Here is a 14448-nt window from a genome sequence, read left to right on the forward strand (position 1 = left end):
GCTACGGAGCCGCTCGTGGCCCCGCGTGGGGCCGCAAAGCGGGCGGGGACGGATATTTCCCGGCCAGGGGCCCCAGGTGGCGGATCACCGCGCGCCGCCAGGAGCCGTCGTCGAACATGGCGCGCAGGGCGTCCTCCACGCGGCGGCGAAGATCGTCCCCGGTGACCGCGATGCCCTGGCCCTCCCGCGTGAAGGGGCGGCTGAGCGTCCGGAAGGCCCCCGGCGAGGCGGCGGCCAGCCCGGCGAGGACGGCGGCGTCGCCGGTGACCGCGCCCACCTGGCGTGAGACGAGCATGCGGGCGCAGTCCTCCACCGTCGAGGTGATCAGGAACGCGCGCCGCCAGGCCGCGCCGAAGCGGTCCACCAGCGGGCCGGGCGCGGCCGTGCACACTCTCTTCCGCGTGAGGTCGCGCAGGCCCCGCACCGACAGGTCGCCCGCCGGGGCGAGGATGTCCTGCCCGGAGACCAGGTACGGCCCGGCGACCGGGTCCGCGCCGTCCCGCGGCACCGGGACGCCCATGGTCAGGTCGGCGGGCGGCGAGGCCGGGGCGGGCACGTAGCTGACCTGGTCGTCGCGGTAGCCGAGCCGCCGCGCGACGTAGCCCGCGACCTCGATCTCGAACCCTTCGTACCCTCCCGAGGGCGACCGTTCGGCCAGCCCGGGACGTCCCTCGCGCACGCCGACCACCAGCGCGCCGTGGCCGCCGCCGCACGCCGTCAGCACGGCCGCGGCCGTCGGCAGCGCCATCACCAGCGCCGCCACCCCGGCACGCGGCCCGCGGCGCGCGGGCGACGGCCTGGCGGGGAGCGTCATGTGCGGTATTGAAGCCGCCCCGCCGCGCTCTCGCCCGCGAACGGGCCGAAACTTTACTCGCCGGTCCGCACGCCCACGCCCACGGCGGCCGGGGCTCCGACCACGGTCGCCGAGGAGCGGCGGCCGCGCCTGCCGCGCCGTTCCAGCCGGGTGGCGACGTAGCTCAGGGCCAGGTTGATCGCGATGTAGACGAGCGAGATGACGATCGCGCTCGGGATGAGGTTGCCGAAGTTGGACGGGATCTGCTTGAGCCCGTAGTTCAGCAGCTCCTCGTAGGCGATGACCCAGCCGAGCGCCGTGTCCTTCAGCAGGACGACCATCTGGCTGACGATCGCGGGCATCATCGCCGTCGTGGCCTGCGGCAGCAGGATCAGCCGCATGACGCCGCTCTTGCGCAGCCCGAGGGAGTACCCCGCCTCGGACTGGCCGCGCGGCACCGACAGGACGCCCGCGCGGAACACCTCGGCCAGCACCGAGCCGTTGTAGAGCGTCAGGCCGATGACCACGGCGGCGAAGGCCGGCACGCTGACGGTGTAACCGCTGATCGTCGCGGGGCCCGCCTGCGCGAAGAAGATCAGCAGGAGCAGCGGGATCGCGCGGAAGAACTCCACGACCGCGCCCGCGGGCACCCGGATCCAGGCGTGGTCGGAGAGCCGGCCGAGGCCGAAGACGACGCCGAAGACCAGTGCCAGCACGGCCGAGAGCACGGCCGCCTGGAGGGTGGCCACGATGCCGGGGATGATCTGCCCCGTCCACACCTGGCCCTGCAGGAACGGCTCCCACAGCTTGCCCGCGAACTGGCCCTTGTCGGACAGCCCCTTGATCACGACGTACGCGATGGCGAGCAGCACGACGACCGAGAGCAGGGTCAGGATGTTGTTGCGCAGACGCGCCCGGGGTCCCGGCGCGTCGAACAGGACGCTGGCGGTGCTCACGCCTCCCCCTTCTCTCCCGGCTGGTCCGCGGCCGTCATCGGCTCACCGCCAGGCGCTTGGCGAGCCAGCCGAAGAGGAACCCGGTCGGCAGTGTCAGGACCATGTACCCGGCCGCGAACCCGAGGAAGATGGGCAGCGTGCCGCCGTAGTCGTCGAACATCTGCTTCATCACCGAGGACGCCTCGATGTACCCGGCCACGATGACGATGGTCGTGTTCTTGGTCAGGGCGATCAGGATGCTGCCCAGCGGGGCGATGACCGAGCGGAACGCCTGGGGGAGCACCACGAGCCGCAGCGACTGCGTGAAGGTGAGCCCGATCGCCCGCGCGGCCTCGGCCTGGCCGGTCGGCACGGTGTTGATGCCGGCCCGCAGCGCCTCGCAGACGAAGGCCGCGGTGTAGGCCGACAGGCCGAGGACCGCCCACCAGTAGTAGTTGGTCGGCGAGTCCGTCGAGAGCGTGTACTGCAGGGTGTCGCTCAGCCCGAGCGCGCACAGCAGCAGCACGAGCGTGAGCGGGGTGTTGCGCAGGATGTTGACGTAGATCGTGCCGGCGGCCCGCAGGACGGGGGTGGGGGCCACCCGCATCGCGACGAGGATCGTGCCGAGGATCAGCGCCAGCAGGCCGCTCATGAGCGTCAGGCGGATCGTCGACCAGAACCCGGTGAGGATCGTGCCGAACTCCTGCGCGAGTGGACTGAAGTCGAGAAGTGATTCCATCGTGCTCCACCGGAGACGGGAAGCGCCGGTGAGGTGGCCTCACCGGCGCGGGGAACAAGGTCAGGCACACCCCTCCGCGGGAGGCGCGCCGGTCGCGGTGAACTGCAGACCGGTTCCGCTGAAGTGCTTGTCGAAGAGCTGCTTGATGGTCCCGTCCTGGTACATCTTCGTGATCGCCTTGTTGACGGCCTCGCAGGTCTCCTTGTCGCCCTTCTTCAGGCCGACGCCGTACTTCTCGTCGGTGAAGGGGGCGCCGGTGACCTTGAGCGAGGAGCCTTCACGCTTGGCGTACCCGGCGAGGATCATGTCGTCGGTCGTCACCGCGTCGATGGCGTTGCCCTTGAGCTTGGTCACGCATTCCTCGTAGGCGCTGGCCGGGACGAGCTGGACGTCGACCTTCTTGCTCTCCTTGTTGGTGCCCTCGGCGATGTTCTTCCACGAGTTGGAGCCGGTGACCTGGCAGATGCGCTTGCCCTTGAGGCTGTCCAGGGAGGTGATCGAGGTGTCGTCCGAGCGGACCAGCGTGTCCTGGTGGGCGATGTAGAAGGGGCCGGCGAAGGTGACCTTCGGCTTGCGGGCCTCGGTGATGGAGTAGGTGGCGACGATCATGTCGACCTGGCCCTGCTGGAGGAACGTCTCGCGGTTGGCCGAGCGCGCCTCCTTCCAGGTGATGCCGGTCTCGGGCACGCCGAGCTCCTTGGCCAGGTACTTGGCGACGTCGACGTCGAAGCCCTCGACGGTGCCGTCGGGCTTCTTCAGGCCCATGCCGGGCTGGTCGTACTTGACGCCGATGGTGAGCTTCTTGTCGTTCTTGGCCTTCTCGAGGGCCGACGTGGGGCCGCTGTTGCCGCAGGCGGCGAGGCTCGCGGCCAGGGCCGCGGCAGACAGGAGGACGGCTCCGATCTGTCGTGAACGCATGTGCGTGTACCTCAGCTTTCTTGGTGTCCTGCTGGATGTGCGGGAGGTGTCCACCGCGACGCCGCGTACGCGCCGCGATGATGGGGTCTGTACGGCGGGGCCCGGCGAGGTACGCGATCAGTGCGTGAGGATCTTGGAGAGGAAGTCCTTGGCCCGCTCGGTGCGGGCGTTGGTGAAGAACTCATCGGGAGTGTTCTCCTCCACGATCTGGCCCTCCGACATGAAGACGACGCGGTTGGCCGCCCGCCGGGCGAATCCCATCTCGTGGGTCACCACCACCATGGTCATGCCGTCCCTGGCCAGGCCGATCATGACGTCGAGGACCTCCTGGACCATCTCCGGGTCCAGCGCCGAGGTCGGCTCGTCGAACAGGATCATCTTCGGGTCCATGGCGAGGGCGCGGGCGATCGCCGTGCGCTGCTGCTGGCCGCCGGAGAGCTGGGCGGGGTACTTGCCGGCCTGGCTGGCGATGCCGACGCGTTCGAGCAGTTCCATGCCCCGTCTTTCTGCCTGCTCGCGCGCGACGCCCCGCACCTTGATCGGGCCCAGCGTGACGTTCTCCAGGATCGTCTTGTGGGCGAACAGGTTGAAGCTCTGGAAGACCATCCCGACGTCGGACCTCAGCCGGGCCAGCGCCTTCCCCTCCGCGGGAAGCGGGCGGCCGTCGAAGGTGATGGTCCCCGAGTCGATGGTCTCCAGCCGGTTGATGGCGCGGCACAGCGTCGACTTGCCGCCCCCCGACGGGCCGATCACGACGACGACCTCACCCCGGTTGACCGTCAGGTTGATGTCCTTGAGCACGTGCAGGGCACCGAAGCTTTTGTTGACGTCCTCGACTCTGACGAGAGGAGTCGCGTCCCCGTTCTCCGTCATGCTGGACAACGTAAGTGGTCAATGCCGCCTGTCACTAACCACGCGGTACCGATCGCATCACGGCCTTGTCACGGCGGGAAGATATCGGGAGGCACGCGTGGAAAGCGCGCGGCGTGCGACGGGCTTCCCGATGCGCCTACCCTTGTCTGTTGAGATGAGTGTCACCGAGGAGCGCGCCCGCACCTACGAGGTCCGCACGTACGGGTGCCAGATGAACGTCCACGACTCCGAGCGCCTGTCCGGGCTGCTGGAGGCCGCTGGTTACGTCCGGGCGGACGACGGGGAGACGGCCGACGTCGTCGTCTTCAACACCTGCGCGGTCCGCGAGAACGCCGACAACCGCCTGTACGGCAACCTGGGGCACCTTCGCCCGGCCAAGGTGCGCAACCCCGGCATGCAGATCGCCGTCGGGGGCTGCCTGGCGCAGAAGGACCAGGGCGAGATCGTCCGCAAGGCCCCGTGGGTGGACGTGGTGTTCGGCACCCACAACATCGGGTCGCTGCCCGTGCTGCTGGAGCGCGCGCGCGTCGCCCGCGAGGCGCAGGTCGAGATCAAGGAGTCGCTGGAGGTCTTCCCCAGCACGCTGCCGACCCGGCGCGAGTCTCCGTACGCCGCCTGGGTGTCGATCTCCGTGGGGTGCAACAACACCTGCACGTTCTGCATCGTGCCCGCGCTGCGCGGCAAGGAGAAGGACCGCCGTCCCGGCGACGTCCTCGGCGAGATCCGCGCGCTGGTCGAGCTCGGCGTCCTGGAGGTCACCCTCCTCGGGCAGAACGTCAACACCTACGGCGTCGAGTTCGGCGACCGGCTGGCGTTCGGCAAGCTCCTGCGCGCCTGCGGCGACGTCGAGGGCCTGGAGCGCGTGCGGTTCACCTCCCCGCACCCGGCGGCGTTCACCGACGACGTCATCGCCGCGATGGCCGAGACGCCGAACGTCATGCCCCAGCTGCACATGCCGCTGCAGTCCGGCTCGGACCGGATCCTGAAGTCCATGCGCCGCTCCTACCGCGCCGAGCGGTACCTGGGCATCATCGAGCGCGTCCGCGCCGCCATCCCCGACGCGGCGATCTCCACCGACATCATCGTCGGCTTCCCGGGCGAGACCGAGGAGGACTTCCAGGACACCCTGGAGGTCGTGCGCCGGTCGCGCTTCGCGAACGCCTTCACCTTCCAGTACTCCATCCGGCCCGGCACCCCCGCCGCCACCATGGACGGCCAGGTGCCCAAGGAGGTCGTGCAGGAGCGCTACGAGCGGCTCGTCGCCCTGCAGGAGGAGATCTCCTGGGAGGAGAACAGGGCGCAGGTCGGCCGCACGCTGGAGGTCCTGGTCGCCGAGGGCGAGGGACGCAAGGACGACGCCACCCGCCGCATGTCGGGCCGCGCCGCCGACAACCGCCTGGTCCACTTCGTGCCGCCCGCGGACGCCGCGCCGCCGCGGCCGGGCGACATGGTGACCACCGAGGTCACCTACGCCGCGCCGCACCACCTGGTGGCCGACGGCCCGGCGCTGGTGCGCCGCACCCGGGCGGGCGACGCCTGGGAGGCCCGCGAGGCCGCCGCGTGCGGCACCGGCGGAGGCGGCACGCCCGGCGCGGTGTCGCTGGGCATGCCCGTCGTGCGCCGCGCCTGAGGCCGTTCGGCGTCCGCCCGCTCCTGGGGCCGCTCAGCGCCCTCGCCCGTCCAGCAGGCGATCGCAGTAGTACCGGCGGAAGTCGGTGAACCGCGCGCACGGGGCCCCCATCGGATAGGGAGGCCGCTCCTCGCCCCGCGGCGGCGCGTGCGTCGCGCGGGGCGGTCGTGCCGGCGCCGTATGCCGTGGCGAGGGGTGCGTCGTGGGACGGGGCGTGCGCTTGTACGGCGGTCCCGGCGCCCGCGGCGCCTCACGCGTCTGCGCGGGCGCTCGTCGCGTTCCCGTGGGCGCCCCCGGTGCGCCCACGCCGTCACGCCGCGCGGCCGCGGCCCCCGCCGTGCCCGTGCCGGACGCCCGCCTGCCCCACGCCGTGCCGGTCCGGCGCGAGCCGGAGACCCGCGCGTTCGCCGGGACGCCCGCCGCGTGATGGTCTGCCCGACCTTCCCTGGGAGCCCGTGCCACGGGGACGAGGGCCGTCCAGCCGCCCTCGGGACGATCACCCGGCGCGGAAATTCTCGGTGGAAGATCAGCGCTCGGGTGTTCGAATTCGGGGAGATCGTCGGAGCCTGACTCCGCCCCCGAGTGCGTGATCGGCCTGGTCGCGACGGGGGAGTGGCGTGCCGCCGGATCCCGCGTGGGGGGCGGCGGTCCCGGCGTCGTTGGAGCGGTTCCGGAGGTGATCGCCAGCCCGGCGAGACCGAAGAGCGCCGTCACGCCGCCGACGGCCGCCGCCGTTCGAATTGAGATCGGTCCAAGAGATGACAAGTCGTGATTCTTCCGTGATTGAGGTGCGCTAATTCGTCTCGTGGGGCTAGTGTGAACGACCACTCGCGGAAGCCGGAGCGCTTTCTCCCCGATTGGCCGCAGGAGTCACCACATGGATCGGCACGACCGACCGTCGCCGGGCCGCTACAACGAGTCCAGCCCCACATCCCCCACCGAATACCTCTCCTCCGAACGTTCCCCTCGTTCCCGCACGGGCAGGCGCACCATCGCGATGAGCGCCGGCGTGGCCGTGGTCGCGGCCGCCGTCGCCGCGGGCGGGGTCATCGTCTTCATGGGCGGCTCCACGCCCGAGCAGCCCACGCAGAAGACCTCGTGGCGGGCCTCCGAGCAGGACGCCGGCGAGGCGGCGGACGGCGGCGACGCCACCGCGCAGGACCCGGACGACGCCTCCGCCGAGGCGCCCGCGGACCCCGGCTCGGCCGGCGGCGCGCTCGACGTCTCCGGAGGCGGATCCGGCGGTTCAGGTGGATCCGGCGGCTCGCGCGAGCAGACGCCCGTCGCCAGGACGGCCGGACCCTCCGGCGGCGAGAGCGCCAAGAACAAGAAGAACGCGGGCGCGGAGTCCACCGACTCGCAGGGCACGAGCCCGGGTCCCGACGGGCCCGCCGGGTACGTCGCCCCTTACCAGGCGCAGCCGGGCCGCGCCTCGGGGCTCGGCGCGGACTTCTTCCGTGACCTCCGCCCGAGCGGCCCCACCGCCAGGCCGACCTCACGCCCCCGCCCGACCGCCACCGCGAAGCCCACCGCGAGCCCCACCGCGACGCCCAGCAAGAGCCCGACCAGGTCGGCGCCCGCGCCGAGCTCCACGGACAAGGCCCCGTCGAGCGTCGTCGCCGCCGAGGACGCGGTGGCGCGCCTGACCAACGCCGCACGGCAGGAGCAGGGCTGCGGGCCGCTGCGCATCGACGAGAAGCTGCGCCAGGCCGCGCGCGGACACTCCGACGACATGGCGGCCAAGGGGTACTTCGACCACAACTCCCAGGACGGGCGCACCCCCTGGGACCGCATCAAGGCGGCCGGGTACACCTCGAACATGTACGCCGAGAACATCGCCAGGGGACAGCAGACCCCCGAGGCGGTCGTCAAGGCCTGGCTCAACAGCCCCGGGCACCGCGCCAACATCATGAACTGCAAGCTGAAGGCCATCGGCGTCGGCGTGCACCTCGGCAGCGGCGGCCCCTGGTGGACGCAGGACTTCGGCGGCACCTGATCGCCTCTCCCCCCACGAGGGCCACGAGACCCCGGCGCCCGCGGCGGCGCCGGGGTCTTCGCGTCCTTCCGGCGGACCACCGCGCGCGGGCGCCGCACTAGCCTGATGGCGTGCTAGTCGCCGCGGCCGTGTGCCCGCACCCACCGCTGATCGTGCCGGACCTCGCGGGCGAGGCGGCGCCCGAGCTGGAGCCCCTGCGGCTGGCCTGCGTGGCGGCCGTCCGGTCGCTCGCCGCCGCCCGGCCCGACACGCTCATCACGGTGGGCGGCGCCGACGCCACCCGCTCCCACGCGGGGGACGCGGCGGGCGGCCTGGCCCCGTGGGGCGGGGACGTCCGGGTGGGGAGCGGGCCGCCCGTGCTGCCCCTGTCCCTGACCATCGGACGCTGGCTGCTCGACCTGGCGGGCGCCGGCCTGCCCGCGGCGCACCAGGCCGTGGCGTCCACCGCGCCGTCCGAGGCGTGCGCGAAGCTCGGCCGGGCCCTGGCCGCGCGGGGCGAGCGGGTCGCGCTGCTGGTCATGGGGGACGGCTCGGCCAGGCTCACCGTGAAGTCCCCCGGCTACCTCCACCCGGCCGCGGCCGGCTACGACCGGGCGCTCGCCCGCGCCCTGGGCGGCGCCGACGCCAAGGCGCTGGCCGCGCTCGACCCCGCCGAGGCGGAGGAGCTGTGGGTGGCGGGCCGCGCCGCGTTCCAGGTGCTGGCCGCGGCGGCCGGGGACCGCCCTATGGCCGGGGAGTCGCTGTACGACGAGGCGCCGTACGGGGTCGGGTACGTCGTCGCCCGCTGGTCCGAGGCGTGACCCGCCCGCCGGTCCGGACGAGACCCGCGCCGGTCCCCGGGGTGAACATCCAAGATCGGGACGTCCCGAGGGCCCGGCGTGGTTACGGTGAGAAGACGGGCATCGCGCCCGTACCGGAAAACCTCCCGGAAGAAGGGAAGCGGATGCTGGACGTGGCCTTCGCCGGCGTGCCGACCCGTATCGGCACCGTGATGGCGGCCGTGACGCGGGCGGGCGTGGTCGCGGCCGCCTTCCGCGACGGCCGCGAGGCGCGCGGCCGGGTGCTGGAGCACCTCGACGCCGCCGAGGCCGACGACCCGGCGCGCACCACGCTCGTCCGCGAGGAGCTGGCCGCCTACTTCGCCGGCGAGCTGAAGCGGTTCACCGTCCCGGTCGACTGGCGGCTGATGTCCCCCCTGCAACGCCGCGTGCTCGGCACCCTGTACGCGCGCGTCCCGTACGGCGAGGTCATCACCTACGGCGAGCTCGGGGCGGTCAGCCGCGCGGGCGTGGACGCCCGCGCGATCGGCCAGGTCATGGGCAGCAACCCGCTCCCGATCATCGTGCCCTGCCACCGCGTCGTCGCGGGCAACGGCATCGGCGGGTTCAGCGGCACCGGCATCGAGACCAAGCGCTGGCTGCTCACCCTCGAAGGCCACCTCGCCCCCACCCTGGACTGGGAGCTGTAGTGGAGCGCCCGCCCGTCCTCGCCGTCGTCGGCCCGACCGCCGCGGGCAAGTCCGACCTCGCGGTGGACCTCGCGCTGCGGCTCGGCGGCGAGGCCGTCAACGCCGACTCCATGCAGCTCTACCAGGGCATGGACATCGGCACGGCCAAGCTCACGCCCGCCGAGCGCCGCGGCGTCCCCCACCACCTGCTGGACGTCTGGGACATCTCGCGGACGGCCAGCGTCGCCGAGTACCAACGCCTGGCCCGCCCCCTCATCGACGCCCTGCGCGCCGAGGGCCGCGTGCCGATCCTGGTCGGCGGCTCGGGCCTGTACGTCAGGGCCGCGCTGGACGCCCTGGAGTTCCCCGGCACCGACCCCGGGGTCCGGGCCCGCCTGGAGGCCGAGCTGGCCGCCGTGGGCCCCGAGCTCCTGCACCAGCGCCTGAAGGAGCTCGACCCGGTGGCCGCCGAGGCCGTGCTGTCGAGCAACGGACGCCGCATCGTGCGGGCCCTGGAGGTCATCGAGATCTCCGGGCGGCCGTTCTCGGCCACGATGCCGTCCTACGACGCCGTCTACACCAGTGCGCAGATCGGCCTGCACGTGCCGCGACCGGTGCTGGACGAGCGCATCGCCCTGCGCGTCGACCGCATGTGGGAGGCCGGGTTCGTCGCGGAGGTCAGGGCCCTGGCCGGGCAGGGCCTCGCCGACGGCCGCACGGCGAGCCGGGCGCTCGGCTACGCGCAGGTGCTGCGGCACCTCGCAGGGGAGTGGACCGAGGACCAGGCCCGCGAGGAGACGATCCGCGCCACCCGCAGGTTCGCGCGGCGCCAGGAGTCGTGGTTCCGCCGCGACCCCCGGGTCACGTGGCTGCCCTTCGACGCCCCCGACCTGCTCGAACAGGCCCTCGGCCTGGCCAGGGCGTAAGCTTTGGAGACATGCGTTTCGTAAAGGGCCACGGCACCGAGAACGACTTCGTCATCCTCCCCGATCTCGACGCGGGCCTCGACCTGCCCGCGTCCCTGGTGGCCCGGCTCTGCGACCGGCGCGCCGGCGTCGGCGCCGACGGCATCCTCCGTGTCGTCCCCGCCAAGCTCAGCCCCGAGGCGGGCGAGATCCTTGACCGCGAGGGCACGCCGCGCGGCGGCGCCGAGTGGTTCATGGACTACCGCAACTCCGACGGCGGCCTGGCCGAGATGTGCGGCAACGGCGTGCGCGTCTTCGCGCGCTACCTGGTGGACTCGGGGCTGGCCGAGCCCGGCGAGTTCGACATCGTGACCCGCGCGGGCGTGCGCCGCGTGAGCCTCGGGCGCACCGGCGACGTCAGCGTGGACATGGGGGCGCCCCGGGTGGGCGGCGAGAGCCGGGCCACCGTCGGCGGCGCCGAGTACACCGGCCTGGTCGTCGACATGGGCAACCCGCACCTCGCCTGCGTCACCGGCGACCCGGTGGGCCTCATGGACCTCGGCCCCCAGCCGGGCTTCGACCCCGCCGTCTTCCCCGCCGGCGTGAACGTCGAGATGGTCAACCTGGTGGGCGAGCGGCGGATCGTGATGCGCGTCCACGAGCGCGGCTCGGGCGAGACCCGGTCCTGCGGCACGGGGACGGTCGCGGCGGCGGTGGCCGCGGCGCGGTTCGCGGGCGAGCGGGACGGCGCCTGGATCGTCGAGGTCCCCGGCGGCCGGCTGACCGTCACCCTCGGCGAGGGCACGAGTTTCCTGGCCGGCCCCGCGGTCCTGGTCGCCTCGGGCGAGGTCACGGGGCTCTAGACGCCACCGGGCGTGGCCGCCTGTTTGGGGCACGACCGCCGAACTGGCAGACTGGCCTGCCATGGACGTGGACATCTGGGCCTGGGTCGCTGACACCCAACGGCAGTTGCACGAAGCAGGCGACACAGGGCTCGCCATCGCCTTGGGCGACCTGCCCGCCCAGGCATTCGAGGGGCGGTACTCCCAGCTCGACGTCATGGCGCCCGCGGTGGCCCAGCAGGCCGGCACGCTGGAGCGGCCGTGGCTGGAGCTGTTCGCCCGCTACTGGCACCTGGTCAGCCGCATCGGCGACCGCGCCCAGGGAACCGTCGCGCTCGGCGACGCCGAGGCGCTGGCCGAGTTCGCCGCGCGCGAGGACGTCAAGGACTGCCCCTCCGTCCCGGCCGCCGCCGAGGCCCTGGCCCTCACGCAGGCCAACGTCGACGGCCCCGGGTACGCCGCGGAGCGCCTGGCCGCCCTCGGCGCCGCGCTCGAAGGCGTGAGCGCCGGCTCTCCCGCGTTCTGCGGCCTGGCCGGCCAGTACGTCGCGGCGCTGATCGACGCGGGCGAGAGCGAGCAGGCCGTCACCTACTATGAGTCGGCCGTCGCCGGTCACCGCGGCGCCGGGGGCCAGGTGAGCTGGGAGCTCGCCGCCATGGGCGTGCGCGCGCTGCTCGCCGCGGGCCGCGCCGAGGAGGCGCTGGCCGAGCTCGACTCCGCCAAGGAGTTCCCCGCCGACGACCCGGTCGCCAAGGACCACCGCGAGGGCGTGCTGCGCGCGCTGGTGCTCGCCACGGCGGGCCGCTCCGCCGAGGCGCTGGAGGCGCTGCCCGACCTCGACGTCGTCGGCGACCACCCGCGCGACTGGGTCGAGTGGGCGCACGTGGTGGGCCGCCTCGACCAGGTCATCAGCAACACCTGGCAGCTCGGCCGGGTCATGCGCCAGTGGATGACCTACTTCGAGACCATGGGCGTGCACCGCGGCCGCGTCGAGCTGGCCCTGATCTCCGGACACCTCGCCGTCAAGCGCCAGATCGCCTGGCAGGCGAACGTCCTGGCCGACCTGGCCGAGTCGTGGCTGGGCGCGCTGCGCGTCACCGACGGGCTGCCCGAGCGCGTGGCCGAGCTGCGCGCCGCCGCCGCGGCCGTGACGCCGTTGCCCGCGCCCGGCCCGCAGGACGAGCTGGTCGAGTACTTCGACGCCGCCGACGGCCACAACGCCGACCCCGAGCGGTGGGTGGGCTGGCTGTGGCCGCTCTCGGGCACCGATCTGCCGGCCACGCGCCGTCACACGACCACGCTGAGCTTCCTCGGGTACGCCCCGGTCGGCGCGGACATCCTGTGGAAGGCCGTCGTCGAGGACGGCGACCCCGCCACCGCCGAGGAGCAGGACGTCGCCTACCTCACCGGCGTGCTCATCGAGGCCGGTCAGGACGAGCGCCTGGAGCGCTTCGCCGCCATGCTCCCGGCCCCCGCGGCGCACCTGGCCCTCTCCCGGCTGCACCGTGCCCGGGAGCGGTGGGAGGAGACCTCCGCCGAGGCCGAGCGCTCGCTCGAGGCGGGCGCGGAGGGCATCACCGCGCTGGAGGCCCGCCGCCTGCTGGCCGGCGCGGCCCAGCAGCTCGGCGACAACGCCAAGGGCGCCGCCATCCTGCGCGAGCTGGTCGAGTCGGAGGCCGGTGAGGAGGAGGACGTCTGGCGCATGATCGTCATGGCGACCGCCGCCGAGGACTGGCCGCTGGTCCGCGCGGGCGCCGCCAAGCTCGGCATGCCCATCGCCTCCGACGAGGGCCCGATCGAGGAGGAATGGCACCTGGTCCGGGTGGTCCTGCCGGTGTCGGACGGCAGCAGGCGCGAGGTGCTGTCCGTGCGCACCGGACCGGCGACGGCCCGTCTGCTGATCCCGCAGCCCCGGGGCATGGACTACAACGCCGGTGACGTCTTCGTCATCGACCCGCGGCCTCTGGAGCCGGTTCCCGACGACGCCGAGGCCCAGGAGGGCTACGTCATCCCGTTCGCCGGGGTGTCCATGCTGCGCCCGGGCGGATTCACGAGCTGGTTCTTCGACGGCGCGGCCCCGAGCGAGGAGGACTGGACCGAGTTCAACGAGGTCATGGCCGAGCGCGGCTGGCCGATGTGGGTCTACAGCGACGACAACTACACGATCGCCCACCCCTCGACCGGCGAGCGGCTGCAGGGCGTCTACGGCTGGATCGCCGTCCCGCCGCAGGTCGACCCGGCCGAGCTGGACGCGGTCCTGGACGACGCCACCGAGCGCTGGAGCCACCCGATGGCCTGGCTGGACCTGGCCCGCGCCGTGGGCGTCGAGGTCGAGCGGCACGAGCGCATCGTCAAGGAGTACGGCCTGTAGGCGGCCCGCCCGCCTGAGCACGCGGCGCCCGGTCCGGTGGACCGGGCGCCGCCGCCGTTTCCGGCCGGCCCGCCGGTTCTCACCTCTGGCAGCCGCGTGCGCCCAGGGGGCTGTCCCTTTGATGCATTGACGTGGCTCGTTGGTGACGTCTGCGGTGATCGCGTTTTTCGGGGGTACTTGCTATACCTAGGCATTGCATTTTCTATACCTGGGGGTGGCAGTGGGTCTGCGTAGGTCTCGCGCGATCATGGCAGGCGTCGCCGCGGTCGCCCTGCTGGCCGGGTGCGGACCGGTCGAGACCGGCGGCCTCGGGGACACCGGCGGCGGCGCCGGGTCCGGAGGCAAGGGCGGCGGCTCGACCGGGGTCAGCCCGCTCGACAATCCCGACGGCACCGGGCGCGGCCTCGGGGCGATCACCTCGGGCAAGGACCGGGCCGCCGCCGTCAAGCTGATCGACAAGGTGCCGACCAAGGGACGCGGCGCGAAGACCGGCTACGACCGCGAGGACTTCGGGTACGCCTGGGCGGACAACGCGGAGGACATCCCCTTCGCGCGCAACGGCTGCGACACCCGCAACGACGTCCTGAAGCGGGACGGCAAGGACCTGAAGTACCGGTCGGGCTCCAACTGCGTGCTGACCTCCATGACCCTGGAGGACCCCTATACCGGCAAGACCATCGAGTGGAGCAAGAGCGACGCGGCCGAGGTGCAGATCGACCACGTCATGCCGCTGTCCTACGACTGGCAGATGGGCGCGTCCCGGTGGACCAAGGCCGAGCGGATGCGGATCGCCAACGACCCGCTGAACCTGCTGCCGGTGGACGGCTCGGCCAACTCCTCCAAGGGCGACTCCGGCCCGGCGACCTGGCTTCCGCCGTCCAAGACGATCCGCTGCGCGTACGCGGTGCGCTTCGCCCAGGTGGCGCTGAAGTACGACCTGCCGGTGACGGCCCCGGACAAGGACGCCATGCTCGCCCAGTGCCGCTGACGGCCGTCCGG

General features: G+C 72.9%; 14 protein-coding genes. 9 read left to right on the forward strand and 5 right to left on the reverse strand.

Annotated elements, in window-relative coordinates; genetic code table 11:
• Window position 1: 1 nt before the first annotated feature.
• From BJ981_RS21980 to BJ981_RS22000, 5 genes are all read right to left on the reverse strand, one after another.
• Window positions 2-814, reverse strand: coding sequence for a type 2 periplasmic-binding domain-containing protein (locus BJ981_RS21980; protein WP_184613276.1), 813 nt, complete (start codon window positions 812-814; stop codon window positions 2-4).
• 53 nt (window positions 815-867) lie between these two features.
• A complete protein-coding gene (locus BJ981_RS21985) occupies window positions 868-1749 on the reverse strand; it encodes an amino acid ABC transporter permease (RefSeq protein WP_184613278.1) in 882 nt (293 codons plus the stop codon).
• A 34-nt stretch (window positions 1750-1783) separates the two neighbouring features.
• Complete coding sequence (locus BJ981_RS21990; protein WP_184613280.1) at window positions 1784-2467, reverse strand: amino acid ABC transporter permease; 684 nt, start codon at window positions 2465-2467, stop codon at window positions 1784-1786.
• Window positions 2468-2527: 60 nt separating this feature from the next.
• Window positions 2528-3385, reverse strand: coding sequence for a glutamate ABC transporter substrate-binding protein (locus BJ981_RS21995; RefSeq protein ID WP_184613282.1), 858 nt, complete (start codon window positions 3383-3385; stop codon window positions 2528-2530).
• A 117-nt stretch (window positions 3386-3502) separates the two neighbouring features.
• Window positions 3503-4258: an amino acid ABC transporter ATP-binding protein gene (locus BJ981_RS22000; RefSeq protein WP_184613284.1), complete on the reverse strand. Its 756-nt coding sequence runs from the start codon at window positions 4256-4258 to the stop codon at window positions 3503-3505.
• Between the two features lie 154 nt (window positions 4259-4412).
• Here BJ981_RS22000 and miaB point away from each other — a divergent pair, with 154 nt between their 5' ends.
• The 9 genes from miaB (at window position 4413) to BJ981_RS22045 (ending at window position 14437) form a co-directional block, all read left to right on the forward strand.
• Window positions 4413-5888, forward strand: a complete 1476-nt coding sequence (gene miaB, locus BJ981_RS22005; RefSeq protein ID WP_184613286.1) for a tRNA (N6-isopentenyl adenosine(37)-C2)-methylthiotransferase MiaB — start codon at window positions 4413-4415, stop codon at window positions 5886-5888.
• Between the two features lie 202 nt (window positions 5889-6090).
• Window positions 6091-6315: a hypothetical protein gene (locus tag BJ981_RS22010; protein ID WP_184613288.1), complete on the forward strand. Its 225-nt coding sequence runs from the start codon at window positions 6091-6093 to the stop codon at window positions 6313-6315.
• Between the two features lie 450 nt (window positions 6316-6765).
• A complete protein-coding gene (locus BJ981_RS39295) occupies window positions 6766-7884 on the forward strand; it encodes a CAP domain-containing protein (RefSeq protein WP_275422286.1) in 1119 nt (372 codons plus the stop codon).
• 110 nt (window positions 7885-7994) lie between these two features.
• Complete coding sequence (locus tag BJ981_RS22020; RefSeq protein ID WP_184613290.1) at window positions 7995-8684, forward strand: class III extradiol ring-cleavage dioxygenase family protein; 690 nt, start codon at window positions 7995-7997, stop codon at window positions 8682-8684.
• A gap of 143 nt (window positions 8685-8827) precedes the next feature.
• The gene (locus BJ981_RS22025; protein ID WP_184613292.1) at window positions 8828-9352 is read left to right on the forward strand and encodes a methylated-DNA--[protein]-cysteine S-methyltransferase; all 525 of its coding nucleotides are present in this window, start codon (window positions 8828-8830) and stop codon (window positions 9350-9352) included.
• The gene (gene miaA / locus BJ981_RS22030; RefSeq protein ID WP_184613293.1) at window positions 9352-10257 is read left to right on the forward strand and encodes a tRNA (adenosine(37)-N6)-dimethylallyltransferase MiaA; all 906 of its coding nucleotides are present in this window, start codon (window positions 9352-9354) and stop codon (window positions 10255-10257) included. Before BJ981_RS22025 ends, miaA begins: the two co-directional genes overlap by 1 nt.
• Window positions 10258-10268: 11 nt before the next feature.
• Window positions 10269-11099, forward strand: coding sequence for a diaminopimelate epimerase (gene dapF / locus BJ981_RS22035; RefSeq protein ID WP_184613295.1), 831 nt, complete (start codon window positions 10269-10271; stop codon window positions 11097-11099).
• Window positions 11100-11160: 61 nt separating this feature from the next.
• Window positions 11161-13449: a tetratricopeptide repeat protein gene (locus BJ981_RS22040; RefSeq protein ID WP_184613297.1), complete on the forward strand. Its 2289-nt coding sequence runs from the start codon at window positions 11161-11163 to the stop codon at window positions 13447-13449.
• 247 nt (window positions 13450-13696) lie between these two features.
• On the forward strand, window positions 13697-14437 hold the full coding sequence (locus BJ981_RS22045; protein ID WP_184613299.1) for an HNH endonuclease family protein: 741 nt from the start codon (window positions 13697-13699) through the stop codon (window positions 14435-14437).
• Window positions 14438-14448 lie beyond the last annotated feature (11 nt).

This window comes from Sphaerisporangium krabiense (assembly GCF_014200435.1).
GTDB lineage: Bacteria > Actinomycetota > Actinomycetes > Streptosporangiales > Streptosporangiaceae > Sphaerisporangium > Sphaerisporangium krabiense.

Excerpts from the sequence above, each read along its gene's own strand:
- BJ981_RS39295 (WP_275422286.1), top strand. The coding sequence starts at position 6,766 with ATGGATCGGCACGACCGACCGTCGCCGGGCCGCTACAACGAGTCCAGC.
- dapF (WP_184613295.1), top strand. The coding sequence starts at position 10,269 with ATGCGTTTCGTAAAGGGCCACGGCACCGAGAACGACTTCGTCATCCTC.
- BJ981_RS21980 (WP_184613276.1), bottom strand. The coding sequence starts at position 814 with ATGACGCTCCCCGCCAGGCCGTCGCCCGCGCGCCGCGGGCCGCGTGCC.
- miaB (WP_184613286.1), top strand. The coding sequence starts at position 4,413 with ATGAGTGTCACCGAGGAGCGCGCCCGCACCTACGAGGTCCGCACGTAC.
- BJ981_RS22040 (WP_184613297.1), top strand. The coding sequence starts at position 11,161 with ATGGACGTGGACATCTGGGCCTGGGTCGCTGACACCCAACGGCAGTTG.
- BJ981_RS22000 (WP_184613284.1), bottom strand. The coding sequence starts at position 4,258 with ATGACGGAGAACGGGGACGCGACTCCTCTCGTCAGAGTCGAGGACGTC.
- BJ981_RS22025 (WP_184613292.1), top strand. The coding sequence starts at position 8,828 with ATGCTGGACGTGGCCTTCGCCGGCGTGCCGACCCGTATCGGCACCGTG.
- BJ981_RS21995 (WP_184613282.1), bottom strand. The coding sequence starts at position 3,385 with ATGCGTTCACGACAGATCGGAGCCGTCCTCCTGTCTGCCGCGGCCCTG.
- BJ981_RS22045 (WP_184613299.1), top strand. The coding sequence starts at position 13,697 with ATGGCAGGCGTCGCCGCGGTCGCCCTGCTGGCCGGGTGCGGACCGGTC.
- BJ981_RS21990 (WP_184613280.1), bottom strand. The coding sequence starts at position 2,467 with ATGGAATCACTTCTCGACTTCAGTCCACTCGCGCAGGAGTTCGGCACG.